The sequence below is a fragment of the Sphingobacterium corticibacterium genome, assembly GCF_004208525.1.
Taxonomy (GTDB): domain Bacteria; phylum Bacteroidota; class Bacteroidia; order Sphingobacteriales; family Sphingobacteriaceae; genus Sphingobacterium; species Sphingobacterium corticibacterium.
The window spans coordinates 1,211,695-1,233,530 of sequence record NZ_SGIT01000001.1 but is presented as its reverse complement, the minus strand read 5'-3'; the positions used below and the strand labels follow the sequence as shown (position 1 = coordinate 1,233,530).

Here is a 21,836-nt window from a genome sequence, read left to right as displayed (position 1 = left end):
AAGCTAAAGAAATTAAAAGTCTAGTGTAAAACCGAGCGTATAGGAGGCTGTCAATGGATAGTTAGTACCGCGTCCTTCTGGCAGCTCGACATCCCAAAATTTGAACGGACTCCAGGTGACTAGATTGTAGCCGGCGAAAAAGATATTGGCATTGTCAATTTTAGCACGTTTTACCCAGGTTCTCGGCAATGTATAGGTAAGTTGTAACGTTTTTAGTCTAACATATCGACCGTTTTTGACCCACCAATTGCTCTCGACAAAATTATTGTTAGGGTTACCATCGCTCAAGCGAGGATAGAATGCATCTTGTCGGGGGTTTTCTATCGTCCAGCGATCTTCGATATTGCTCAGCAGGTTACCTCGGTTCAAGCCTTGCTGGAAAGGCATCAGCCCTTCTCCGTTCATGCGGATATCCACATTGCCCACACCTTGGAAAAGTGTCGATAAGGTTAGTGCTTTGTAACCGATGGTAAATCCAGCACCATAAACCCACTCGGGAATTGTGCCATAACCATAAGGTATTTTATCGAAGTCGTCGATGATGCCATCACCGTTGACATCCTGGAAGCGGATATCGCCCGGACGTACTGTGCCGGGATGCAGCGGACCGTTATCAATCTCTTCTTGATTTTCAAATAACCCTGTTGCTACGAAACCAAAGCGCTGTCCTACCTTGCGACCTCGTTGATCTAACCAGGGATACATCGGTGTTGGTTGGTCGTTTTCGACGATGAGGTTACGGGTATACGTGAGGTTTCCCAGAAGTTGTACCCGCAGTTCATTGAATTGTTTATTGAACGTTACGTTGGCATCAAAGCCTTTGTTATCGATAACACCCAGATTACCTAGGGGTAGCGTTTGGAGACCTAAGTAGGCGGGTACTGCTCCGCGCTGCAAAAAGATGCCTTCGCGTCTTTCTTTGAAGAAATCAAGTTGAACGTTTAGCGCATTGTTTAAGATTTGTAAATCTAGACCGAGATTGGATTTGGTAGCTGTTTCCCAGGTAACGTTCACGCCATAGTCGCCTATGTTGTGTGAGCGTAAAAAGGCATCGTTCCCTCGATCTCGGCCAAATAGATAACCGCCGTTGCTGGAGGTTGATATAGTTGAAAGGTAGGCAAAACGTCTGCCTGTAATTTGACTGTTTCCTACTTTACCGTGTGAAAAACGCAGCTTAAATAGATTTACAGCGTCTTTTAGAGGCTCGAAGAAGGGTTCTTCGCTCACCACCCAGGCGATACCGCCGGAAGGAAAGAAGCCGAAACGATGATCGGGTGCAAAGTTTTCGGAACCGTTGTAACCAAAATTGGCATCAATAAAATAGCGGTTGTCATAGCCATAAGTAGCGCGCCCCGCCAGACCGAGAAACCGATAGGGAAGAGAAGCGGTCAGATCTCCTGCTTGGGAGTTGAGTTCGTCGCTTTGGTTGTATAACAACATGCCGGTTACATCATGTTTGCCAAAAGACTTATTGTAGTTCAAGGCACCTTCCCAATAAATTGTGCGTGTACCTTGACTAGACCTGTTAAAGGATAGAAAACGATCGCCACGATAGGTTTCTTCGTAGAGCATGCTGCCATCCGTGTCGCGTCCCGTTGCAATAAAAGTATCGGGTCGGCGTGTACGCCTCATGGATGTATAGTTATAGACATCAAAGGAGAACATGGCGGTTGCGGAAAGACCATCGGTAATAAAGGGAAGATCTTGCGTAGCGCGTAAATTGGAGAAGAGTTGGTTGCGCCACTGATTCGCGTATCCGGTCTGGGTAATCAATGCATATGGATTTTGCAATGATCCAGAACGCTGATCAGCAATTTTTCCGTCTTCGTACATCACCGGATGTACCACGGGAGTCATGTACCATAGGCCCTCCACTATATTGTCTTGAGTCGTCCCTGGTATATTGATGTTGAGCAAATGACCGTTAATACCTAATTCCACCTTCGTTGTGTTGCTGGCTTGCACGGTGAGGTTACTGCTTAGGTTGTAACGCGATCGGCGCGATCTGTTGTCATAATCGGCATCACCTTGCTTATATAAACCCAGTTCGTCTAAGTAACTCACGCCAACGTAATAGTTGGTTCGGTCCGACCCGCCGTTGATGTTCATGTTGCCTCTGCGCTGGTAGCCCCATTTGTTAAATGTCGCAGCGGCCCAATCCACGTTGGGATAAAGATAGGGATCGGTACCTTCAGCGGTCATACGGATGACGTCATCGCTGTAAATCGGTGCAGCACCACGGTTTGTAAGGGCTTCGTTCGACATGCGCATAAAGGTCGCACCGTCCGCGAACTCAGGCATCTGGGTAAAGGTTGTAAGTCCGTCGTAATATCGGAATCCGAACTTTGGCTTCCCCGGAGTACCTTTTTTGGTGGTTATAAGCACTACGCCATTCGCACCTCGCACGCCGTAGACAGCTGTGGCAGCCGCGTCTTTTAGTATGGTAAAATTTTCTATGTCTTCCGGGTCGATATTGGCCATGTCTCGTGGGACACCATCGACCAGTACAAGTGGGCGACTCAGCCCCTGACTGAAGGTCGATATGCCGCGAATAAATACGTCTGAGTTGTCAAATCCGGGTTCGCCACTGCGTTGTACAGCAACTACACCCGCCAATCGTCCGGCTAGTACGTTTGTTAGGTTCGCGGCGGGGACTTGTAATTCACTGGGATTCACGCTGGATTGGGCGCCTACGAGACTGATTTTCTTTTGTGTGCCGAAGCCGACTACCACAACTTCATCAATACCGGATTCAGTAGGGGTAAGTACCACGTCGATGACTTGCTGCTTTCCAATGGACTGCTCGTGTGATTTATATCCTACGGAAGCAAATACCAATACAGCATGTGGAGGAACGGATAAAATATACCGCCCATTAAGATCTGTCGTTGTTCCGATGTGCGGTCTATCTTTTACGGATACCGAAACCCCGGCCATGACATTTCCGGTACTGTCCCGGACTGTCCCGCGTACTTCGACGTCGCTTTGAGCGTAGAGGGTTTTTATATCTGCATTTCGTGGTATTTCCTTCAGGACTACAAAACCGTCTTTTACTTCATAATACAAAGCGTGCGGCGTAAGGATTTCTTTCAATATGTCCCGTACTTTTTTATTGCCATTGTACGTAACGTGTGCGTCATTAGGTAACTGCGAAGAACGGTAGGCGAGTGGAAGTCCTGTTTTAGTCTGGAGTTCTTCCAATGCTTTGCTCAAAGGTATGCCGGGGAAAGAAACTTTTGTCTTGTTCTCTAATTCGGCCTGACCGAAACTGGGATGAGAAGCGGATACCAGCGTGATGGTGAATGTAAGGGCAGCTACTAAGCTCGTAATACGCATAATTTTCCCGAATTTAAATCTGCTTCTAATTCGTAATTTTTTTTGCATTTTTGTTAAACTGAAAAATGGGTTAAACAATGTTTGATTCGTTTCACAGCAAGACAGTAAGTTTCTCAGGCTTTGGTTGTCTTGTTGGATCCAGTACAATGCGGGGGAGTATTCGATGAATATTCTCCCGTTTTAGGCTTGGGATTAAGGAGGAATGATTTCTTTTCTCATATAGGTATTATTGAGTTACTACGTTTTTTTGCCTATTGGCATTTTGATCCGGATATGAGCAGTCCGTTCTCGATCGTCTTAATCTGTCCATCGCGGATTAGTCGTACTAGACCATTCAGTGCTTCATCTAAGGTTTTCTTATTTGCCGCTAGCGTAATTTTGCATCCTGATAGCGCTGGATCAATTGTTATCTCTTTGCCATAAAACCGTTCTAATTGCTGTACGACAAGCTCCAAAGGCTGGTCGTAGAATGCGAGGTCTTTGTGCATCCAGTTATTGATGTTGGAGACGTTCGTTTTACTTAGTCCCGTATGCTCTCCGATACCAGCTTTTTCAAATGGTCCGAGTGCAACTGTAGGGGGAGTGAGTTGTTCTATTTCCATTTCGGGACGCTTGGGAGAATGTACCTGTTGTTCGGTATTGGATTGCGCGAAATGGCGCCATACCTCAGGCAGATTATGCAAGCTTTTCGATACACTATTTTCGTCAATCTGCATCACTTGTACTTTACCTTCACGTACGGTAACCGACTGCTCTAATTCGGTATCCACATTGAACGAAGTACCTAAAACTCGAATACTGAAATCTCGGGTTACCACAAAGAAGGGTCTGCTTGAATCCGGTGCTACGTCGAAGAAAGCCTCTCCACTCAGTTTGATAATGCGGTAGTCCAATGACGTCATGTTTTTCGGAATCTGTACAGTTGCTCCGCCGTTGATGAAAATCACAGAGCCGTCAGACAGTTCTATTTTCTTCTGTTCCCCTAATGTCGTCCGCATTGTTTGCCATTCTAAGTCAGGATCCTGTGTAAGCATATGAATAGACCACCAGCCCACAATAAGTAAAAGGATAGTGGCGACCAAGCCGCTGAGCCATACACGCTGGATGATCGGCTTAACGGTTACCATAGGTGATGTCTCCTTTATGAGACGATCTCGCATACGCGCTGAAGTACTTTCTGGCATACTCGACATGGTGCTTAAGCTGTCGCTGAACGACTGCTTCATGTCTTCAAACAAGATCTCTTTGCCTTCTTCGCTCTTGAGATATGCAGCGAGTTCCATATGCTCGCTTTTATTTAACAGGCCGGATTTATATTTCGCTAGGAGATACTGTATCCGATCTTGGTGTTTCGCCATCGTCATCGTATTTTGACTGTCCGTTTATTAGTATATATCCAAAAAACACAAGACCGGGGGGATCATGTAAGTTATTTTTGTTCATATTTCGTACTTTGTAAAAAAAATGAACAAACTCCATGAATGATTCATCCTATTTCATTGTCACTGGCCTCGTGCTTTTTGCCATTGTGCTTATTGTGTACATTTTTAGGTATGGCGGTCCGAAGAAAATTCCAGTACCAGCGGCCTTCACGGACGAGGTGATGGGAGAGATTCTCGAGAAGCAAGTTCGGTTTTATCGTCATCTGCCTACCGAGGAACAGCAGACGTTCTTGACAAGGGTACGCTACTTTTTAGAACATACCAAGATATCGGCAGAAAAAGGTGCAGTGGTTACCGATGAGGACAAAGTACTTATTGCGGCGAGTGCTACCATTCCACTTTTTCATTTCAAACTATGGGTCTATCGCAATCTCACCGAAGTACTGGTGTATCCTGATTATTTTGATGAGCGCTTCAGTACAGCGAGCGAAGAAAGGAACGTCGCCGGGATGGTCGGTTCGGGGGCCCTCAGCAGTAAGATGATCCTATCACAGCAGGCTTTGCGAAATGGTTTTTTGAACTTTTCCGCAGGCAATACGGCCATTCACGAGTTTGTACACCTCATCGATAAGGCCGATGGCGAAGTGGATGGCATTCCAGAGTATCTTATCCCGAAGTCATTGATTGAGCCTTGGATCAAAGAGATGCATAAAACCATTCGCGAGATCCGAACGGGCGAATCAGATATCCGGGAGTATGCGGGTACCAATGAGGCAGAATTTTTTGCGGTTGTATCCGAGTATTTCTTCAAGAAGCCCAGCTTGCTGAAAGAGGATCATCCAAAGTTATACCGTATGTTGGATCATATCTATGGTGGGGCTGAAGAATCCTGAAATGTAGTACGCCCGTAGTACAATTTGTACTTTCATTTTTTATGTATTTATTAAAACAAAAATTCCTCGGTAGAAATTATCTTTCAGATGGTTTCTACCGAGGAATTTTGATATAAATCGATTTTTGTTAATTTCAATTTACGTAACCGGGCTTTTTTAGGTTAAATTTTGAATAATGGAAGACTTTAGAAAAATTATAAAACAACATTTTGGAGAGCTTACAGACCACGAATGCGAACGGATAGTCTCGTACTTTAAAGAAGAGAACCTTCAAAAAAATGACTTCTTTACCAAGACCGGAAAAGTTTGTGACAAATTGAGTGTCATCCGATCTGGAATTCTCAGGGTGTACGCGTATGCGGATGGTAAGGATGTTACCCAGTGGATTGCCACAGACAATGCGTTTATGACCGAAGTGTCGGGGTTCTTCTTCGATCAGCCGAATCGTTGGACTATCCAGGCTTTTACGGATACCACATTATGGAGCATTACCAAAACCGATTACCAAAAGCTTGCTAAAGTATTCCCAAAATGGAATGAGATCGAAAGACACTTTATCGTGAAATGCTTTGCGATGATCGAAGACAGGGTGTTTTCGCATTTATCAATGAGCGCAGAAGAACGGTACAATGCATACTTTGAACAGAATAAAGAGTTGTTCAACAAAATCCCGTTACACTATATTGCTTCCGTACTCGGAATGTCTGCCGAAACCTTTAGCAGAATCAGAAAGCGTCAGATAGAAAAACCTTGACTTTTGTCAAGATGAATGGAGTAACTATTGGCGACCTTTGCTTTAACAAATTCAGAAAACATGACAAAACAAATGGATACACTATTGAAACTCGAAGAAATAGGACAGTTTTTACTCGCTATCTTATTGTTTACGCAACTGGATTACGCCTGGTGGGTTTTCCCAGCTTGCCTTTTATTGCCCGATATTTCCATGTTGGCCTACGCGATAAATACCAGTGTAGGCGCCGTTACGTACAATATTTTTCACCATAAACTCACGGCATTGTTGGTTGTAGCTGCGGGATTCATCTTCCAGATCCCGGTATTTTCCTTGGTGGGCATCATCCTTTTTGGCCATGCAGCCATGGACCGGATTTTCGGCTATGGACTAAAGTACCGTGATGATTTCAAGCATACGCACCTCGGCTGGATCGGAAGAAAAAAGTAGGGTAAGAAATCTTTCCGCATAACATTATGGATGACATACTGGTACATTAATAAGATCAACACCTCCAGAGTAAATATTGAAAATCGCACGAGATTCCCAAACGATATTTTTGCAACCATTCCCATTTCCAGTGGATTCACCACTGCCTTCACTGGCTAATTCCAAACGTGTAGCCAAAATTGACCCGGCTGTTATTTCGTTCTCATTTTCAAGGTACTTAATCCGTATGTCTAACATAAGTTTGTCGTCAAACAGATGTCCGTCCCAGGTAATTTCTTTGCCAGCTGTTATCATCTTTGCATCAATTTCACCGTTCGCCTTAATCACACATGAACCATTCGGAAAATTCGTTTGCCAGGACATACCATCCTGTTTGCCTGGAATGCCAAAGGTGAAGCCATCATCGGAATTAAGTTCAACAACCAGCGCAAGTGTAGAGCTGTCACCACTAATCTTGTCGATGTTAAACGAACCTGAGCCTTCTACTGCAGGAAGCGATTCGTAGCCTCCGAGGTATAAAGTCGACTTTGTCTTACCTACGTAAGCTTTGCCATTCATTTTGCTGTTGAACTCATTTTTTGAGGAGAGATCATCCGAAGTGCCTTTCGAGCAGGCGGCAATAACCATGAATCCATAACATCCTAGCATTGCGCAAGCTATTAGTTTTGTCCAATTTTTCTTTATCATGTTAACCCCCTATATCAACAAATTTAAAGTTCCGTAAAAATCATGACGTGAGCAATCCACGAAAACAAGGATTTTACGACTACTGTATTGCTACAAGAGGATCATCCGAAGTTATACATAGGGCTAACAAAGGGGTTTTTTCCTTCCTTGATATACGTCAGAAATCGATCAACAGAAAAAGTATCCTGTTCCGTCCAGAACTCGGGCGCGAACAGCTTTTGCGAATCTTCAAAATAGTCCCATATCCATTGCCAATCTTTATTTGGATGCGCGCCCACTGCTAAATCATAACGGGAAGCATGATCGCTTACTTGCATATGCACAAAATCCCCTTCTGCGCTGCCAGGCATGCTGTGGTCATCTATCAGAATATAAGGTGTATGAAGCTTTCTGTAGATATCTTCATGGATAGTCGTCATAAAGCGCTGTGCATCACGGCAGATCATACGTGGTTTTATAATAACAGTTTACTGTATGATTTCCGAGGTCTTTTGTAAAATGAGAATTTTGGAACGTGCAATTAATCCGTTGCTAAATAAGCATGTGCGGGTATAACATGGATGATCTTACCGTCTTCGATAAATCGGTCTGTCTGGGAAAATGTCACGATGGTACCTTCCTGGAGACCGAAAAAATCCATGGCCTCCAACAACCCGTTCATTTCTCTTTCAAGATTGTCCTGATTTAGCGTGTAACAAACTTGTATAGCTGCTTGGATGTCGGTTTTGTCAAAGACAACGAAATCGCACTCTCGTTGTTCTGAGAAATAATAGATCTGCTGATATGACCGTCGAAGGTGTGTATAGACAAGATTTTCTAGAAGCCTTCCATCATCTCTTGTAAAAGATGAGGAATTTACTTTGATGAGCCCGGTATCAATAGCATATACCTTCCGCGGATTGATAGCCTGTTTTCGGAGAGAATAATCAAACTTGGGAATCAATTGTATCAAATAGCTATCCTCAAGATAAGATAAGTACTCTGTGACGGTGCTGGTGGACCCGATATCAACTATACTTTTAAGTCTATTGGCACTAACTGGTTTTCCCACATTGGAAATAAGGTATAGGGCCAGTTTTTGAAGTTTGTCTACGTCACGTATATTATGGCGTATGGCGATGTCACGTAATAGAATATCTTCCAGAACATAATGCAGAATATCCTCAATACCCTGTTTGACGTATTCGGGGAAACCGCCTATTTCTAGATAATCTGCCAAAGACTCTGGTGAATGATTTTTAGTAGTAAATTCAGCAAACTCTTCGAAAGAAAACGGAAAGAGCTCTTTTGTAATATGCCGTCCGGTGAGTTTCGTGCCAAGTTCTTTACTCAGCAAACTGGCATTTGATCCAGTAATAACGATCTGGAAAGATTCATCGAGTTTTTGCCGTACATATCGTTCCCAGTCGGTTATAATTTGTATTTCATCAAATAGTAAAACCCGGGTTCCAAGACGTGCAATGATCTTATCCAGACGTACAAAATCTTTCAGATCAAACCCATATAACCTAGGGTCCTCAAAGTTTAGATATAACGCATCTTGATATCGCTCATCCAAAAGCTGATAAAGCAGGGTGCTTTTCCCACAACGTCTTATGCCGGATACGATTAGTGCAAAGTTGGCTAAATCTGGTAACGAAGAAAGAGCCTCTCTGCGTTGCCCTGTACCGCGATGTGCCATGTTTGCTCGTTGAGCCGTGATGACTTGTTCTATTGTTTCTTCTGTAACCATATTGTCTGCATTTTGGTATCCATTACAAATGTACAAAAGTTTTCATTACAAATGGATAAAAGTTTCCATTACAAATGGATACTTAATCGTATCAATTTCTATCTTGAAATATTGGCTATATTGAAAGCGGATTGCGCCCTCGGTTGATTCCCTCCAGTCCGAAATATTCGTTGTTTTGATTTATACGCTCAAAACGACCTGTCATATCATGTACGTGTTCGCCTATTACCTTCTCGCCTATATCTTTCAAAGCACCACTATGGCTATTCGGGTTTTTATATTAGCAAGCTGATGGCCGCCCGAAGATACGACCAAGCAAATGGATATGGACCGGATTTTCGGCTATGGACTAAAGTACCTTGATGATTTCAAGCATACACACCTCGGCTGGATTATTTCATTATCACTGGCCTCGTGCTTTTTGCCATTGTGCTTATTGTGTACATTTTTAGGTATGGCGGTCCGAAGAAAATTCCAGTACCAGCTGCCTTCACGGACGAGGTGATGGGAGAGATCCTCGAGAAGCAAGTTCGGTTTTATCGTCATCTGCCTACCGAGGAACAGCAAACGTTCTTGACAAGGGTACGCTACTTTTTAGAACATACCAAGATATCGGCAGAAAAAGGTGCAGTGGTTACCGATGAGGACAAAGTACTTATTGCGGCGAGTGCTACCATTCCACTTTTTCATTTCAAACTATGGGTCTATCGCAATCTCACCGAAGTACTGGTGTATCCTGATTATTTTGATGAGCGCTTCAGTACAGCGAGCGAAGAAAGGAACGTCGCCGGGATGGTCGGTTCGGGGGCCCTCAGCAGTAAGATGATCCTATCACAGCAGGCTTTGCGAAATGGTTTTTTGAACTTTTCCGCAGGCAATACGGCCATTCACGAGTTTGTACACCTCATCGATAAGGCCGATGGCGAAGTGGATGGCATTCCAGAGTATCTTATCCCGAAGTCATTGATTGAGCCTTGGATCAAAGAGATGCATAAAACCATTCGCGAGATCCGAACGGGCGAATCAGATATCCGGGAGTATGCGGGTACCAATGAGGCAGAATTTTTTGCGGTTGTATCCGAGTATTTCTTCAAGAAGCCCAGCTTGCTGAAAGAGGATCATCCAAAGTTATACCGCATGTTGGATCATATCTATGGTGGGGCTGAAGTCTAATATATTTAGTCAAGATGATACGATTTTCAACCAATCTACCGCATAAGATATTCGTGCGCGGGCAACATATGTATGGTCCGATCCTCAGTTTCGAACTTGTCTCGTTGGTTGAGCGTTATGATATAACCTTCTTTGAGGCCGAGATGTTGCATAGCTTCTAACAATCCATTATATTCCCGATTAAAATTTTCGTCGTTTATGGAAAGACATACTTGAATAGCTTCTTTTACACTGTTTCTTTCCATAGCAATAAAATCACATTCTCCGCGATCTTTATAATAGAATATATGTTGATACCTTTGTCGAAGGTGCAGAAAAACCAAGTTCTCCAATCGTCTTCCGGTGTTATCACTTAGCGATATCGCGTTTTCCGTGTAGAGTCCCATATCCATTACATAAATTTTTTTTGGATTACGCACTTGAACTTTTAGCGAATGATTGAATATAGGAACAAAATCGATCAAATAAGCATCTTTAAGAAACGAGAAATACTCCAAGAAGGTGTTTGGGGACTTAATATCGAACATACCTACTAATTTGCTGGCAGAAACTAAGTTGCCTATATTCGTAATCAAGAAAGCTGCCAGTTGTCGCAGTGAATTGATATCGCGAACAGCGTGTCGAACTGCAATATCTTTCATTAATATATCATCGACCAGTGTGTTCAAGATAAGCGGAATACCTGTCTTCACATATTCGGGAATTCCGCCATTTTTGAGGTAGGTCATTACAGCTTCTTCTCCGTTGTCTAGAGATTTAAAGCGTATAAATTCCGAATAGGAGAAAGGGAATAGCTCCATGGAAAGGTGCCTGCCTGTTAAATGAGTGCCCAATTCGGTACTGAGCATCGATGCATTGGAACCTGTTATAAATATTTTATAGCCCTCGCGTAACAGCTGGTTTATGTACTTTTCCCACCCAGTTACGATTTGTATTTCGTCAAAGAATAGAATGTTTATCCCACGTCGTTCGATTTCCCGATGTAATCGGGGTAAATCTGTATCTTCGAATCCAGAGAGACGTATGTCATCAAAATTGAGATAAATGGCCTCTTGATAATCTCTTCGAAGTAACTGCAACAACAAGGTGCTTTTGCCGCACCTGCGTATGCCGGTGATAATGGATGCAAATGAATCTGCAATAGGAATATGAGGCAGTGCATCCCGCAAAAATCCGGGTTCTTGTTTCAGAAAGGTCTCCTGTTGCGCATCAATCACTATCGAAATTTCTTCTTGCCGTATCATAATAACTAACTTTTCAGACCAAATATACATCTTTTAGATTAAACGGAAGATATCTTCCGTTTGTAATGGAAGATATCTTGTTTTTATGTTGAAAGATCATGTTTGATGCTGACCAGCAGTGTTGTTCGGTAGAACGATACACGGCTTTGTTACGGAGGTTCGTATGTCAAAAGCCTTGGAACTGCTGGCTTCGGGAAGTGGAAACGGACTCACGCTGTATTGTATTGCAGATAAGATTGGATATTCAAATCATAGCTATTTTAGTACATTGTTTAAGAAGCATTTTGGCATATCGCCAAGTGTGTATGGGGTGTCGAATCATGCACTACCTTCCGAATTGTAATATGCTGATGGTACTTTTGAATCATTGCTTCTCTGTGGTACTGGAAGAACAACGCTATGCGCCCAGCATCTAAAATAGGGGTTTCGACCAATCTACCGCATAAGATATTCGTGCGCGGGCAACATATGTATGGTCCGATTCTCAGTTTCGAACTTGTCTCGTTGGTTGAGCGTTATGATATAACCTCATAATAACTAACCAAGAAATGATAATATTTATCTAATTTCCTTTATTTTTGTGCTGTGTTGTCTAGCGTAGGTGGCTTGTCTTCGTGGAAGGTCAAGTCTATATATGTCTTTGGTTTTATCTTTATATTTTTGCTGATTTTGGCTGTTGTGGCGGTTCGGATCATATTTGACCGGATGGATCAGGTAAATCGTCAAAATGAAGAGATAAAAGCGTTGGATCAATCTATTCTGCTAAAAAAGGAACTGAACCTGCTGGAGCAGCGTTTGGATATACTTTTGCATGCACAGGCAGGGCTAGACGGTCTTCCGACAGAAACACGTAGCGCTAATGATACGTTGTTTCATGGGCTATTTCATTTTACAGCCGCTGAGCAAGAACAGGGTGTGATTCCTTTCAGAAACGTGAAGTGGCGAGGTGAAACATTACCTGTTTATCTGGATCTCGATCAACTTCATCTATACTTGGGAGATACCTATCGGTATGCACGGGGATATATAACCGTTTATACGGCCGAAGGTTTTTGTCTGATGAGCCCGGATTCAGCTCAACTGGGAACTATGCATCCCGATGGAGGTAGCTGGTATGAAAAGTTGAATGGTACAGTTCGACATTCTGCATACCTGGATTTGCCTGTTCGGGAATTTGTTTATCCGCTAAATTACTTTGGACCGGAAGACTATATGGTCGTTTCGGTGCCTATATTTGAACAGGATCGCGCCATCCGGGATGTGCTCTTTATCAGTCTGCTGCTAGGAACAACATTAATATTCACCGTAGGGGCGTTTTCAATAAGCTTGTATTTTCAGCGTAAAAAAGAACACCGTTTGGCCTTAGAGCACGCCAATATGCAAAAGGAACAAGCGCTGGCGCGCTTTGAACGGCTCAGGGAGCAAATGAATCCCCACTTTCTGTTTAACGCACTCGGTTCACTGCAGCAATTGGTCAAGCAAGATCAAGATCGCGCCCAATTGTTTGTTGGCAAAATGGCAAAGATGTACCGAACAATGCTTCGGCAAGATCCGGATGTATATGCATCATTGGAAGAAGAGCTATCGCTGGCTACCGCTTATCTTTTTCTTCAGGAAATCCGTTTCAAGAATGCATTTGCGCCTACCGATATGCAGGTTGATCATACGTATCTTAAGCGTTTGCTTCCGCGTTGGAGCTTACAGATCGTCGTGGAAAATGCTATCAAGCATAATGAGTTCACTCCGTTAACGCCGCTATCCATCCAAATCGTCGTAGACGGAGAACAGCTGGTAGTCCGCAACAACTATAGTCCAAAAAGCAATATGGATACGGAAAGTGGAGGATATGGATTGCGTTATATCCATTCGGTATATCAAGCAGAAGGTCGGAAGGGATTTAGTTATCGGGTAGATGCGGGGTATTTTACGGTTTACCTCCCTTTTTTATAAGAATGAAGAACATGCTCGTCGGTTAAATATGCGTGTTCACGCCCTTACTTCGCGTGTTCACGGCTTAAAGATTGCGTTTGTGATTATTTGTCAGCACTTTTAGGCCCTGATTATCTATTAACCGTATCAGTATACAATGCACATGAGATACAAAAAGAAGATTTACAACGGCGTGGGACTGGCGTTGTGTTTGATGGCGCTTGTACAGTCTTGCGCCATTTTGCCAAATTTTAGCGGGTATAAAAAGCAGGACGATAAGGCGAGTAGGATAGATACGGCGGTATCTACCACTTCTTACCAAAAGCTTAAGGATGGGGCACGTATCGATAGCGGTATGTTTACGGTACTGATAAAGGATGAAGACTATTATTTTGGGATTCCCAAAACGGCATTCGACAAAGACTTTCTATTGATTCATAAAGTGTCGTCTGTACCATTGGCTATCAACGAGGCTGGGGTGAATAAGGGGATGAATTTCGAGAATAAAGTGATCCGGTTGATGCCCAGGAAAAATGGAAAAGAAATTTGGGTAGGGGAATACGATCCAAAAGTCGATGTGAAGCATCAGGATGCCATAGCCTATTCTGTAGCAGACAATTATAGGGCTTCGTTTATCGAATCATTTAAGGTAGTATGCTACGACGCGGACTCCACAACGGCTTTTATCAAGGTCAATAAGGTATTTGATGGTTCTGAAAAGAGCTTTCTGGATGTATTTGCTAATTTGGGACTCGGTACTTCGCCGAATAAAGCCATCTCGTCGATAGAACAGATGAAATCGTTCGATAATAATATCGTCATCAAATCCATCTATTCGACTAAGGTGACGGAAGGAAACGCATCGATTCCGATTTCGATTTCGGTCACAAGCAATATCTATGGATTGCCGGAGCAGCCGATGCGTCCACGGTTTTCCGATCCCAGAGTGGGCTTCTTTACGACTCCACGCTGGTACTTCTCGGATAAACAGCAGGAATTGGAAAAACGTGAATTGGTGACGCGGTGGCGTTTGGAACCTAAAGAGGAGGATCGCGATCGGTATCTTCGCGGGGAGCTAGTCGAACCACAAAAACCTATCGTTTTCTATATTGATCCCGCTACGCCAAAACAGTGGCGTACACAGATAATTGCTGGCGTGTACGATTGGCAGGTAGCTTTTGAGGCTGCTGGGTTTAAAAATGCGATCGTAGCGAAGCAACTGCCGGATACGGTATCCTTTGATCCCGATGACGCCAATGTATCTTCGATCGTGTATGCTGCGTCTTCGCAAGCGAATGCGATGGGACCGTCTGTCGTGGATCCCCGATCGGGCGAGATTTTAGAAGCGGATGTCATCTGGTGGCACAACGTGATGACGGTGCTCAATAGCTGGATGCGTATACAGACGGGTATAATCGATACGGCAGCCCGCGGAAATACATTCTCGGACGAAAAAATGGCACACGCTATCCGTTTTGTTTCTTCGCATGAAATAGGGCATACGCTTGGATTGATGCATAATATGGGATCTTCCCATGCTTTTCCCGTCGATTCTTTGCGCTCGCCATCGTTTACCGAAAAGATGGGGGGAACAGCGACATCGATTATGGACTACGCCCGCTTTAATTATGTGGCACAACCGGAGGATGGGGTACAGGTAATTACGCCGGTGATCGGGCTATATGATAAGTATGCTATCGAGTGGGCCTATCGCTGGTACGATGTGGATACACCGTGGGAAGAACTACCTACACTGCGACAGGCGATAGAGAAGCATCAGCATGATCCGAACTATTGGTACGGTGAGCAGCAGGATAGCAAAAATGTGGTAGATCCAAGGGCGCAATCTGAAGATCTGGGCGACAATGCGATGCTGGCAGGTCGATATGGTCTGCGAAACCTGAAACGTATGATGCCGCAGATTATCGAATGGACGACGGTAAAGGGAGAGAACTACTATAAAGCGGGTAAATTGTATATGGGTGGAATAGGGCAGTGGTATACCTATGCGGATCATGTGGTCAATAATATAGGTGGTATTTATCTGGAAAACCCGGTATTGGGTGATGGAAAAAGCGCCTATAGCCCGGTATCTCGCGCGACACAGGAAGAAGCTTTTGCATACTTGGAAGAGCAGGTTCTTCGGATACCTTCTTGGTTGTTCGTACCCGAACTGATGACCAAGACGTTCCCGCTGCGCGATAGTCCGGCAGGTGTATTTGAATATGCACCTTATAATCTCCAGCGCGAGTTTCAGTATAGCTTGCTATACAGCCTGGTAAGGGATGAACGGTTGTTACGTATGATCGAAATGGAAAAACTCTTCGGTTCGGAAATGACATGGACAGCGATGGAGCTCTTCGATGCGTTACGCAAAGTGATTTTTGAGGGCACCATACAGAAAAAAAATCTGGATTTGGATACGCGTATGTTGCAGCAGAATTATATCGATGTGCTGATGGTATCGAGTAATAAAACCATGGAAAAAATCAACGAGAAGAAAATACAAGAGGTGAATGCCTTGTTAACAGCCGTAAATCCATCGCTCTGCCCGTGGCATGAGCACGGCCAGACCGAGACGAGGCTGCGGAATGTACATGTAACAGGTATGGCCAGAACATCGGATATGCTGACGTTGAAAAGAGGGGAACTACTTCGGATTTACGAGTTGCTGAAGAAGGCTAGCAACACAGGCAATGCAGCGACGAAGGCACACTATGAAGACCTTCTGCTACGTATTGGTGTCACTTTAAATATGAATAACTAACAAATATTTCTAATGTATAGAATAGTAATTATTTTGATGATATGCTGTGTGCATATAAGCCGGGCACAGGATATAACAAGGTTGGAAGGGCGCGTGCTGGATGCGGTAACCAACCAGGCAATTGCGGGTGCCGCCGTTACGGTGGACCGCTCGACGGTATCAGAGCAGACAGGAGTCGCAGGACAGCTCCAACAGTCGGTATTGGGGGCCATAACCGACAGCAAGGGCGAATTTGTGCTGGAGATACCAAATGATGTAAAAGCCGTAACCATTTCTTTTATGGGGTATGAAAGTTTGCGTGTGGGAACTTATCAGGGACGGAAAACGTTTCTGCTCCAACCAGCCGATGAAGCCTTGGAAGAGGTGATCGTGACGGGTTACAGTGATATCAAGAAGCGGAAGAATACCACAGCTTACACAAAAATCGATGCTGAAAAAATCAAGCAGTCGGGCGTGGCGAGTATCGAACAGATGCTGGAAGGACAGATACCGGGTATGCAGTTTTCCAATTTAAGCGGTGGACCAAATGGCGTATCGCAGATCCGTATCCGGGGTACGGTTTCGATGAATGGTACGCAGGATCCCTTGTGGGTGGTTGACGGCCTACCTGTAGAAGGCACTGAGCTACCGAATCGCCTGGATAAGGACGATATAAACACGCTAAGAAATCTGCCCATCGCGGGGTTAAATCCGGAGGATATCAAGGATATCACGGTATTAAAAGATGCTGCGGCTACAGCAATCTATGGTGCACGTGCCGCGAATGGCGTAATCGTGATCACCACCAAACGTGGACAAGCGGGGCCGGCAAAGGTCAGCGTTTCTGCGAATACGTTTGTGACGCAGCGTCCCGACTTCGACCGGTTAAATTTGATGAATGCCTCACAAAAAGTAGATTTTGAACTGGAAATGGCGAAGCGCGCTGATCTGACTTACCGGTCGGGTAAAGGTGCCATTGCGCGCTTGTTGACATCCGCAGACGAATGGGATACTTTTCGTGCGGGCGGATTAACGGCTTTGTCTGCTGAAACCAGAAATGCAATTGATGCGTTGCGGGGACAAGAATATAATTGGGCGGATAATTTATTTAGAAATGCGATCAATCAGCAATATAATGCGTCGGTTTCGGGCGGAACGGAAAGCCATCGCTACTATCTTTCGGCGGGCTACTTCGACGAGAAGGGAAGCACGTATAATGTCGATATGAATCGTTGTAACATCACCTTGAATAATGATTTCCGTATTAACAGCCGATTAACAGCAGGGGTAAATCTCTTGGGATCGATCACCAATCGGCATAATCCTATTCAGGATCAGGATGCGTTCACTAATCCAAGTTACTACGCCCATACGGTCAATCCATATCTGGCGATTCGAAATGAGGATGGCTCATATGTGTACGATCCGGATATTGAAGGTTACGAGGGTGATACGTATATACCCTTCAATGCGATGGAAGAACGGGAGAACACGAAATATAGTTTATCCAATAAAGCGCTTAAGGCGATCTCCTACTTACAGTACGATATCTTGCATAACCTGAATATCCGTACGGAACTTGGTTTGCAGTTTGATGAAGTCGGTTCGGAGAAATTTATGGATCAGGATAGCTATTACAGACGTAAGATGTATCAAAGAACCCGATATTATAGCGGGGGCGAGAAATACTTTTTGCCGGAAGGTGGAATTATCGAAAATACGGCAAACAGTAGTTTTCAATACAATTGGAAGTCGTTCTTAAGCTATAATACGATGTTTGGAGAGCGCCATGAATTGGATGTAATGGGCGGAACAGAACTTCGACGAAGTAAAAATACATTGATCTCTACAAAGGGGTTTGGGTTTAATCCGGTCACCTTGACCACCAAACCTCTAATTTTTCCGACTTCGGACTTTGCAAATCAAGCAATATATCGTCAGTACGCGAAAGGGATCAACGAAACGTCATATGCGTCGTTCTTTGCGAATGCGACCTATACATTGGATCGTAAATATAACCTATTCGGTAGTATTCGCTACGACGGATCGAATATGTTTGGCGTAGATCCAAAATATCGGTTTCTACCGATTTGGTCGCTTGCGGGATCTTGGATTGTAACCGAAGAATCGTTTATGGAGGCAGTGCCTGCTATTTCGAACTTGCGTTTACGCGCATCTTATGGGATACAGGGGAACGTCGACCGCAATACATATCCTTTTTTCATTGGTCAGTATAGTACTGGAATGTTATTACCCGGATCTAATGAAGAAACTATCGTGGTGGATATGCCCGCAAATGATAAATTGCGCTGGGAACGTACGCAGACTTGGAACGCAGGACTTGATATTGGTCTTTGGTCAGATAGGTTAAACGTTACGGTGGACTATTACAACCGCAATAGTACGGACGTTATCGGTGTGAGCCAACTTGCGTTGGAGAACGGTTTTGAAAATATCCACCGGAATTGGGCAGCGGTGAAAAATGAAGGGATCGAACTCATGATTTCCAGTAGGAACATCGTGCGTGACCGGTTTGAATGGGGAACGGATTTTAATATTGCACACAATAACAATAAGCTTACGAAAGTACTGGCGGATCCAAAATCGTACATACTGGATAATCAGGAAGGGTATCCAATCAACTCTATATTCGTGCTACCGACAGCAGGACTGGACGCCGATGGCTTGATGCAGTTCCAGGGAGCGGACGGAGAAACGGTAGCTTTCGAAGAATTTTATGGTCTTTACGATCCTTGGGCTGATTTCCTACCGGGATATATGGTTGCTACAGAACTTACGCCAGATACCTATCGGAGTAAATTCCGTTATTTAGGGAATGCCGACCCGAAGTTTGTGGGTGGTATGACCAATAGATTCCGCTTTGATCATTTTGATTTAGCGGTATCGGCGGCATTCAACTTGGACAGATGGATGCGTGCGACACCACCGTACAACCCGGCAAGTGTGGATCGGGGTATGAACCAATCCAACTTGGTGATGGATGCGCTTAACGGAGGTGGTTTGCCAGCTTTGGGCAGTACGAATATAGAAGACAATGCGCGCTGGATTGCGTACAGTTGGATGATGGACAATGATCCGGTTAAATCTTTCGGATATTACGACATATGGGCAAAAAACATGAGTTACGTCCGCATTAATAGCATTCGCTTAGGTTATACCATGCCGAGCAAGATCGCTAAACGTATAGGTGCCGGTAATATCCGGTTCAATGTGGAAGGACGTAACCTCTTCGTATTCGGCGATTCGTATGACGGTTATTTTGATCCCGAAACATACGGGAACTTCTATGCGCAGCCGATAACCAAATCGTTTACGTTTGGTTTATCTGCTCAGTTTTAACGCTTTTTAATGATGATAGTTATGAAACGAAAATTAATATACTTATACATAGCCATGGCGGGGATGTTTTTACATTCCTGCGATAAATACTTGGATATACAACCTGTGGGAACGGTTGTACCGTCGACCGAATCTGACTTTCGTGCCATGCTGACCAGTGGGTATTCGGTTTTCCCGACACACAAATCCCTGCTGTCATTGCGGACTGACGAATTGCTATTGGATGAGTATTCGACGGATATGGCGTATCTGAAAGATATTTATATATGGAATGACCAATCACCGGATCCTACAACGTTGTCTTACCCTTGGGGAACTTTCTACAAGAGTATATTTTATGCGAATTTGCTGTTGACAGAAATCGATGATAAATTGGGTGATAATGAGGTAACGAAGCAGCTAAAAGCGGAAGCCTACCTATTGCGGGCGTATAGCCATTTTGAATTGCTCAACTGCTATGCGCCGGTGTATAGCGAAACGAACAGACAGCACAAGGGGATTCCTATTGCGCAGACGATCGATTTGGAACAGAAATTTCCGGTCCGGACGATGGAGGATGTATATGCTTTTATCATGAATGATATACAACATGCGGAAGATCTGATGCAGGTCGTTGACCAGCCATCCGAGCATCGGTATCGTTTTAGCAAAAGAGCATTACATGCCTTCCGAGCTAGACTACATCTATATCGGTCTGAATGGGCTGAAGCATTGTCGGAAGCAGAGAAGGCGTTGGCGATCGAAAATGGTCTGGTTAACCTGAATGGCGACGAAGTTTTGCTTCCCAATGATTTTGAATCGGTTGAATCTATCCAAGCATTGGATAATCCAGCGACAGCGCAAGTCCATTCGAGTACCTATGTTGCGAACAACGTCATAGCGTTGTACGATCAGGTCAACGATAAGCGTTTTGCCCGTTATTTTGAGAAATCCGGTGGCGATTATAAATCGCGTAAGGGAGGGAATAGCAGATTGAAGGTCAGTTTTAGAAATGGAGAGCTTTATTTGATCCTGGCGGAAGCTGCCCTCCATATCGATCGTAAAGAGGTGGCTTTGGAAGCTTTACAGACCTTGGCAAAACATAGACTAACGGAAACGGCGGTCACCGAACAGGCGGCTAATCTAAAAATGCTTTCCGTCCCGGAATTATTGAGCTTCGTACAGCTAGAAAGGACACGTGAATTAGCATTAGAGGGTTTGCGTTGGTATGATCTGAAGCGTTGGGACCGTCCTGAAATTCAACATGTGTTTCTCGGTGAAACTTATACGTTAAACGAGGACGATCCGCGATATACCATCCGCTATCCGCGGGAAGCGGTCGAAAATAACCCAGAGCTACTCTAGCATACGCGTAGTGGTAACTATATGAAAAATCCCTTATGCGTACATCGTAGGATAAGGGATTTTTTCTATTTTTACTGTATGGCTTGGCAAATACTTGTTGTAGAGGATGAAGAATGGGCGTGGGACAGTCTGCGCGATATGTTGGCGCTGTTGTTACTAGCCGAAAATCCCAAGTTGATTCGGTTGGATACTGTCCGTGATGCTGTGAACTGGTTGCGTAATAACAATCCGGATCTGATCTTTATGGATATACATCTGGCAGACGGTATCAGCCTAGATGTGTTTAAACAAGTACCGGTATCGGCGCCTGTTATTTTTACCACAGCCTACGACGAATATGCGCTCGATGCCTTTCAGAACCAAGGTTATGCTTACTTGTTGAAACCTTTTGATCAAGAAGATATGGAACAGGCTATCGCAAAGGTAAGAAAATTGCTGCCTTCGGATGAACCACATTATAAAAGTCGATTTCTGGTGAAATATGGTATCCATCTCAAATCGCTCCCCGTAGATGATATCGCCTACTTTATGGCGGAAGATAAAACGTTATTTGCGGTCGAGAAAGCTGGGGGACGCTATATTATAGAGGATACCTTGATGGGGATAGCCACAAAACTGGATCCGGCATCTTTTTTCCAGATAAACCGAAAATTTATGGTGCATATCGATGCCATCGTATCAATGCTGAAAATAAGCCGTGGTCGTGTAAAAGTAAAACTTGTTCCCGAACAAAATGAGGATGTGATCGTTAGTCAGGAACGTTCCCTTCTCTTCCAGGAATGGCTCGGGCGGTAGTGCTCAAGCTGCAAAACGAATATAAACTAAAA

17 protein-coding genes are annotated in these 21,836 nt (G+C 44.2%); 11 read left to right on the top strand and 6 right to left on the bottom strand.

Annotation, left to right across the window (positions count from 1 at the left end):
• Nucleotides 1-12: 12 nt before the first annotated feature.
• Together EWE74_RS05050 and EWE74_RS05045 are read right to left on the bottom strand one after the other, a co-directional pair.
• The gene (locus EWE74_RS05050) at nucleotides 13-3,336 is read right to left on the bottom strand and encodes a SusC/RagA family TonB-linked outer membrane protein (protein WP_239018558.1); all 3,324 of its coding nucleotides are present in this window, start codon (nucleotides 3,334-3,336) and stop codon (nucleotides 13-15) included.
• Nucleotides 3,337-3,587: 251 nt separating this feature from the next.
• Nucleotides 3,588-4,694, bottom strand: a complete 1,107-nt coding sequence (locus EWE74_RS05045) for a FecR family protein (RefSeq protein ID WP_165384646.1) — start codon at nucleotides 4,692-4,694, stop codon at nucleotides 3,588-3,590.
• A gap of 119 nt (nucleotides 4,695-4,813) precedes the next feature.
• On the opposite strand from EWE74_RS05045, the gene EWE74_RS05040 reads away from it, so the two are divergent.
• From EWE74_RS05040 to EWE74_RS05030, 3 genes are all read left to right on the top strand, one after another.
• The gene (locus EWE74_RS05040; protein WP_130140403.1) at nucleotides 4,814-5,611 is read left to right on the top strand and encodes a M90 family metallopeptidase; all 798 of its coding nucleotides are present in this window, start codon (nucleotides 4,814-4,816) and stop codon (nucleotides 5,609-5,611) included.
• Between the two features lie 175 nt (nucleotides 5,612-5,786).
• Nucleotides 5,787-6,365 carry a Crp/Fnr family transcriptional regulator gene (locus tag EWE74_RS05035; RefSeq protein ID WP_130140402.1) on the top strand — a complete coding sequence of 193 codons (579 nt, stop codon included), beginning with the start codon at nucleotides 5,787-5,789 and terminating at the stop codon, nucleotides 6,363-6,365.
• A 60-nt stretch (nucleotides 6,366-6,425) separates the two neighbouring features.
• Complete coding sequence (locus EWE74_RS05030; RefSeq protein WP_239018557.1) at nucleotides 6,426-6,794, top strand: DUF4260 domain-containing protein; 369 nt, start codon at nucleotides 6,426-6,428, stop codon at nucleotides 6,792-6,794.
• Between the two features lie 24 nt (nucleotides 6,795-6,818).
• Here the strand turns inward: EWE74_RS05030 and EWE74_RS05025 are convergent, their stop codons facing one another.
• From EWE74_RS05025 to EWE74_RS05015, 3 genes are all read right to left on the bottom strand, one after another.
• On the bottom strand, nucleotides 6,819-7,442 hold the full coding sequence (locus EWE74_RS05025) for a hypothetical protein (RefSeq protein ID WP_130140401.1): 624 nt from the start codon (nucleotides 7,440-7,442) through the stop codon (nucleotides 6,819-6,821).
• A 140-nt stretch (nucleotides 7,443-7,582) separates the two neighbouring features.
• Nucleotides 7,583-7,927, bottom strand: a complete 345-nt coding sequence (locus EWE74_RS05020; protein WP_130140400.1) for a hypothetical protein — start codon at nucleotides 7,925-7,927, stop codon at nucleotides 7,583-7,585.
• Nucleotides 7,928-8,001: 74 nt separating this feature from the next.
• Complete coding sequence (locus EWE74_RS05015) at nucleotides 8,002-9,213, bottom strand: ATP-binding protein (RefSeq protein ID WP_130140399.1); 1,212 nt, start codon at nucleotides 9,211-9,213, stop codon at nucleotides 8,002-8,004.
• A 319-nt stretch (nucleotides 9,214-9,532) separates the two neighbouring features.
• Here EWE74_RS05015 and EWE74_RS21520 point away from each other — a divergent pair, with 319 nt between their 5' ends.
• Together EWE74_RS21520 and EWE74_RS05005 are read left to right on the top strand one after the other, a co-directional pair.
• Nucleotides 9,533-9,718 carry a DUF4260 family protein gene (locus tag EWE74_RS21520; protein ID WP_206365138.1) on the top strand — a complete coding sequence of 62 codons (186 nt, stop codon included), beginning with the start codon at nucleotides 9,533-9,535 and terminating at the stop codon, nucleotides 9,716-9,718.
• Complete coding sequence (locus EWE74_RS05005) at nucleotides 9,652-10,386, top strand: M90 family metallopeptidase (protein ID WP_239018556.1); 735 nt, start codon at nucleotides 9,652-9,654, stop codon at nucleotides 10,384-10,386. The genes EWE74_RS21520 and EWE74_RS05005 overlap by 67 nt, the downstream gene beginning before the upstream one ends.
• A 35-nt stretch (nucleotides 10,387-10,421) precedes the next feature.
• On the opposite strand, the gene EWE74_RS05000 is transcribed toward EWE74_RS05005, so the two are convergent.
• Complete coding sequence (locus EWE74_RS05000; RefSeq protein ID WP_130140397.1) at nucleotides 10,422-11,630, bottom strand: ATP-binding protein; 1,209 nt, start codon at nucleotides 11,628-11,630, stop codon at nucleotides 10,422-10,424.
• A 118-nt stretch (nucleotides 11,631-11,748) separates the two neighbouring features.
• On the opposite strand from EWE74_RS05000, the gene EWE74_RS04995 reads away from it, so the two are divergent.
• From EWE74_RS04995 to EWE74_RS04970, 6 genes are all read left to right on the top strand, one after another.
• Nucleotides 11,749-11,973, top strand: coding sequence for a helix-turn-helix transcriptional regulator (locus EWE74_RS04995; protein WP_262708717.1), 225 nt, complete (start codon nucleotides 11,749-11,751; stop codon nucleotides 11,971-11,973).
• 242 nt (nucleotides 11,974-12,215) lie between these two features.
• Nucleotides 12,216-13,580 (top strand): sensor histidine kinase, encoded by a 1,365-nt coding sequence (locus EWE74_RS04990; protein ID WP_130140395.1) that lies wholly within the window; start codon nucleotides 12,216-12,218, stop codon nucleotides 13,578-13,580.
• 142 nt (nucleotides 13,581-13,722) lie between these two features.
• Nucleotides 13,723-16,326 (top strand): zinc-dependent metalloprotease, encoded by a 2,604-nt coding sequence (locus EWE74_RS04985; RefSeq protein ID WP_239018555.1) that lies wholly within the window; start codon nucleotides 13,723-13,725, stop codon nucleotides 16,324-16,326.
• Nucleotides 16,327-16,338: 12 nt separating this feature from the next.
• Complete coding sequence (locus EWE74_RS04980) at nucleotides 16,339-19,665, top strand: SusC/RagA family TonB-linked outer membrane protein (RefSeq protein WP_130140394.1); 3,327 nt, start codon at nucleotides 16,339-16,341, stop codon at nucleotides 19,663-19,665.
• Between the two features lie 21 nt (nucleotides 19,666-19,686).
• Nucleotides 19,687-21,009 (top strand): RagB/SusD family nutrient uptake outer membrane protein, encoded by a 1,323-nt coding sequence (locus tag EWE74_RS04975; protein ID WP_130140393.1) that lies wholly within the window; start codon nucleotides 19,687-19,689, stop codon nucleotides 21,007-21,009.
• 78 nt (nucleotides 21,010-21,087) lie between these two features.
• Complete coding sequence (locus EWE74_RS04970; protein ID WP_130140392.1) at nucleotides 21,088-21,804, top strand: LytR/AlgR family response regulator transcription factor; 717 nt, start codon at nucleotides 21,088-21,090, stop codon at nucleotides 21,802-21,804.
• Nucleotides 21,805-21,836 lie beyond the last annotated feature (32 nt).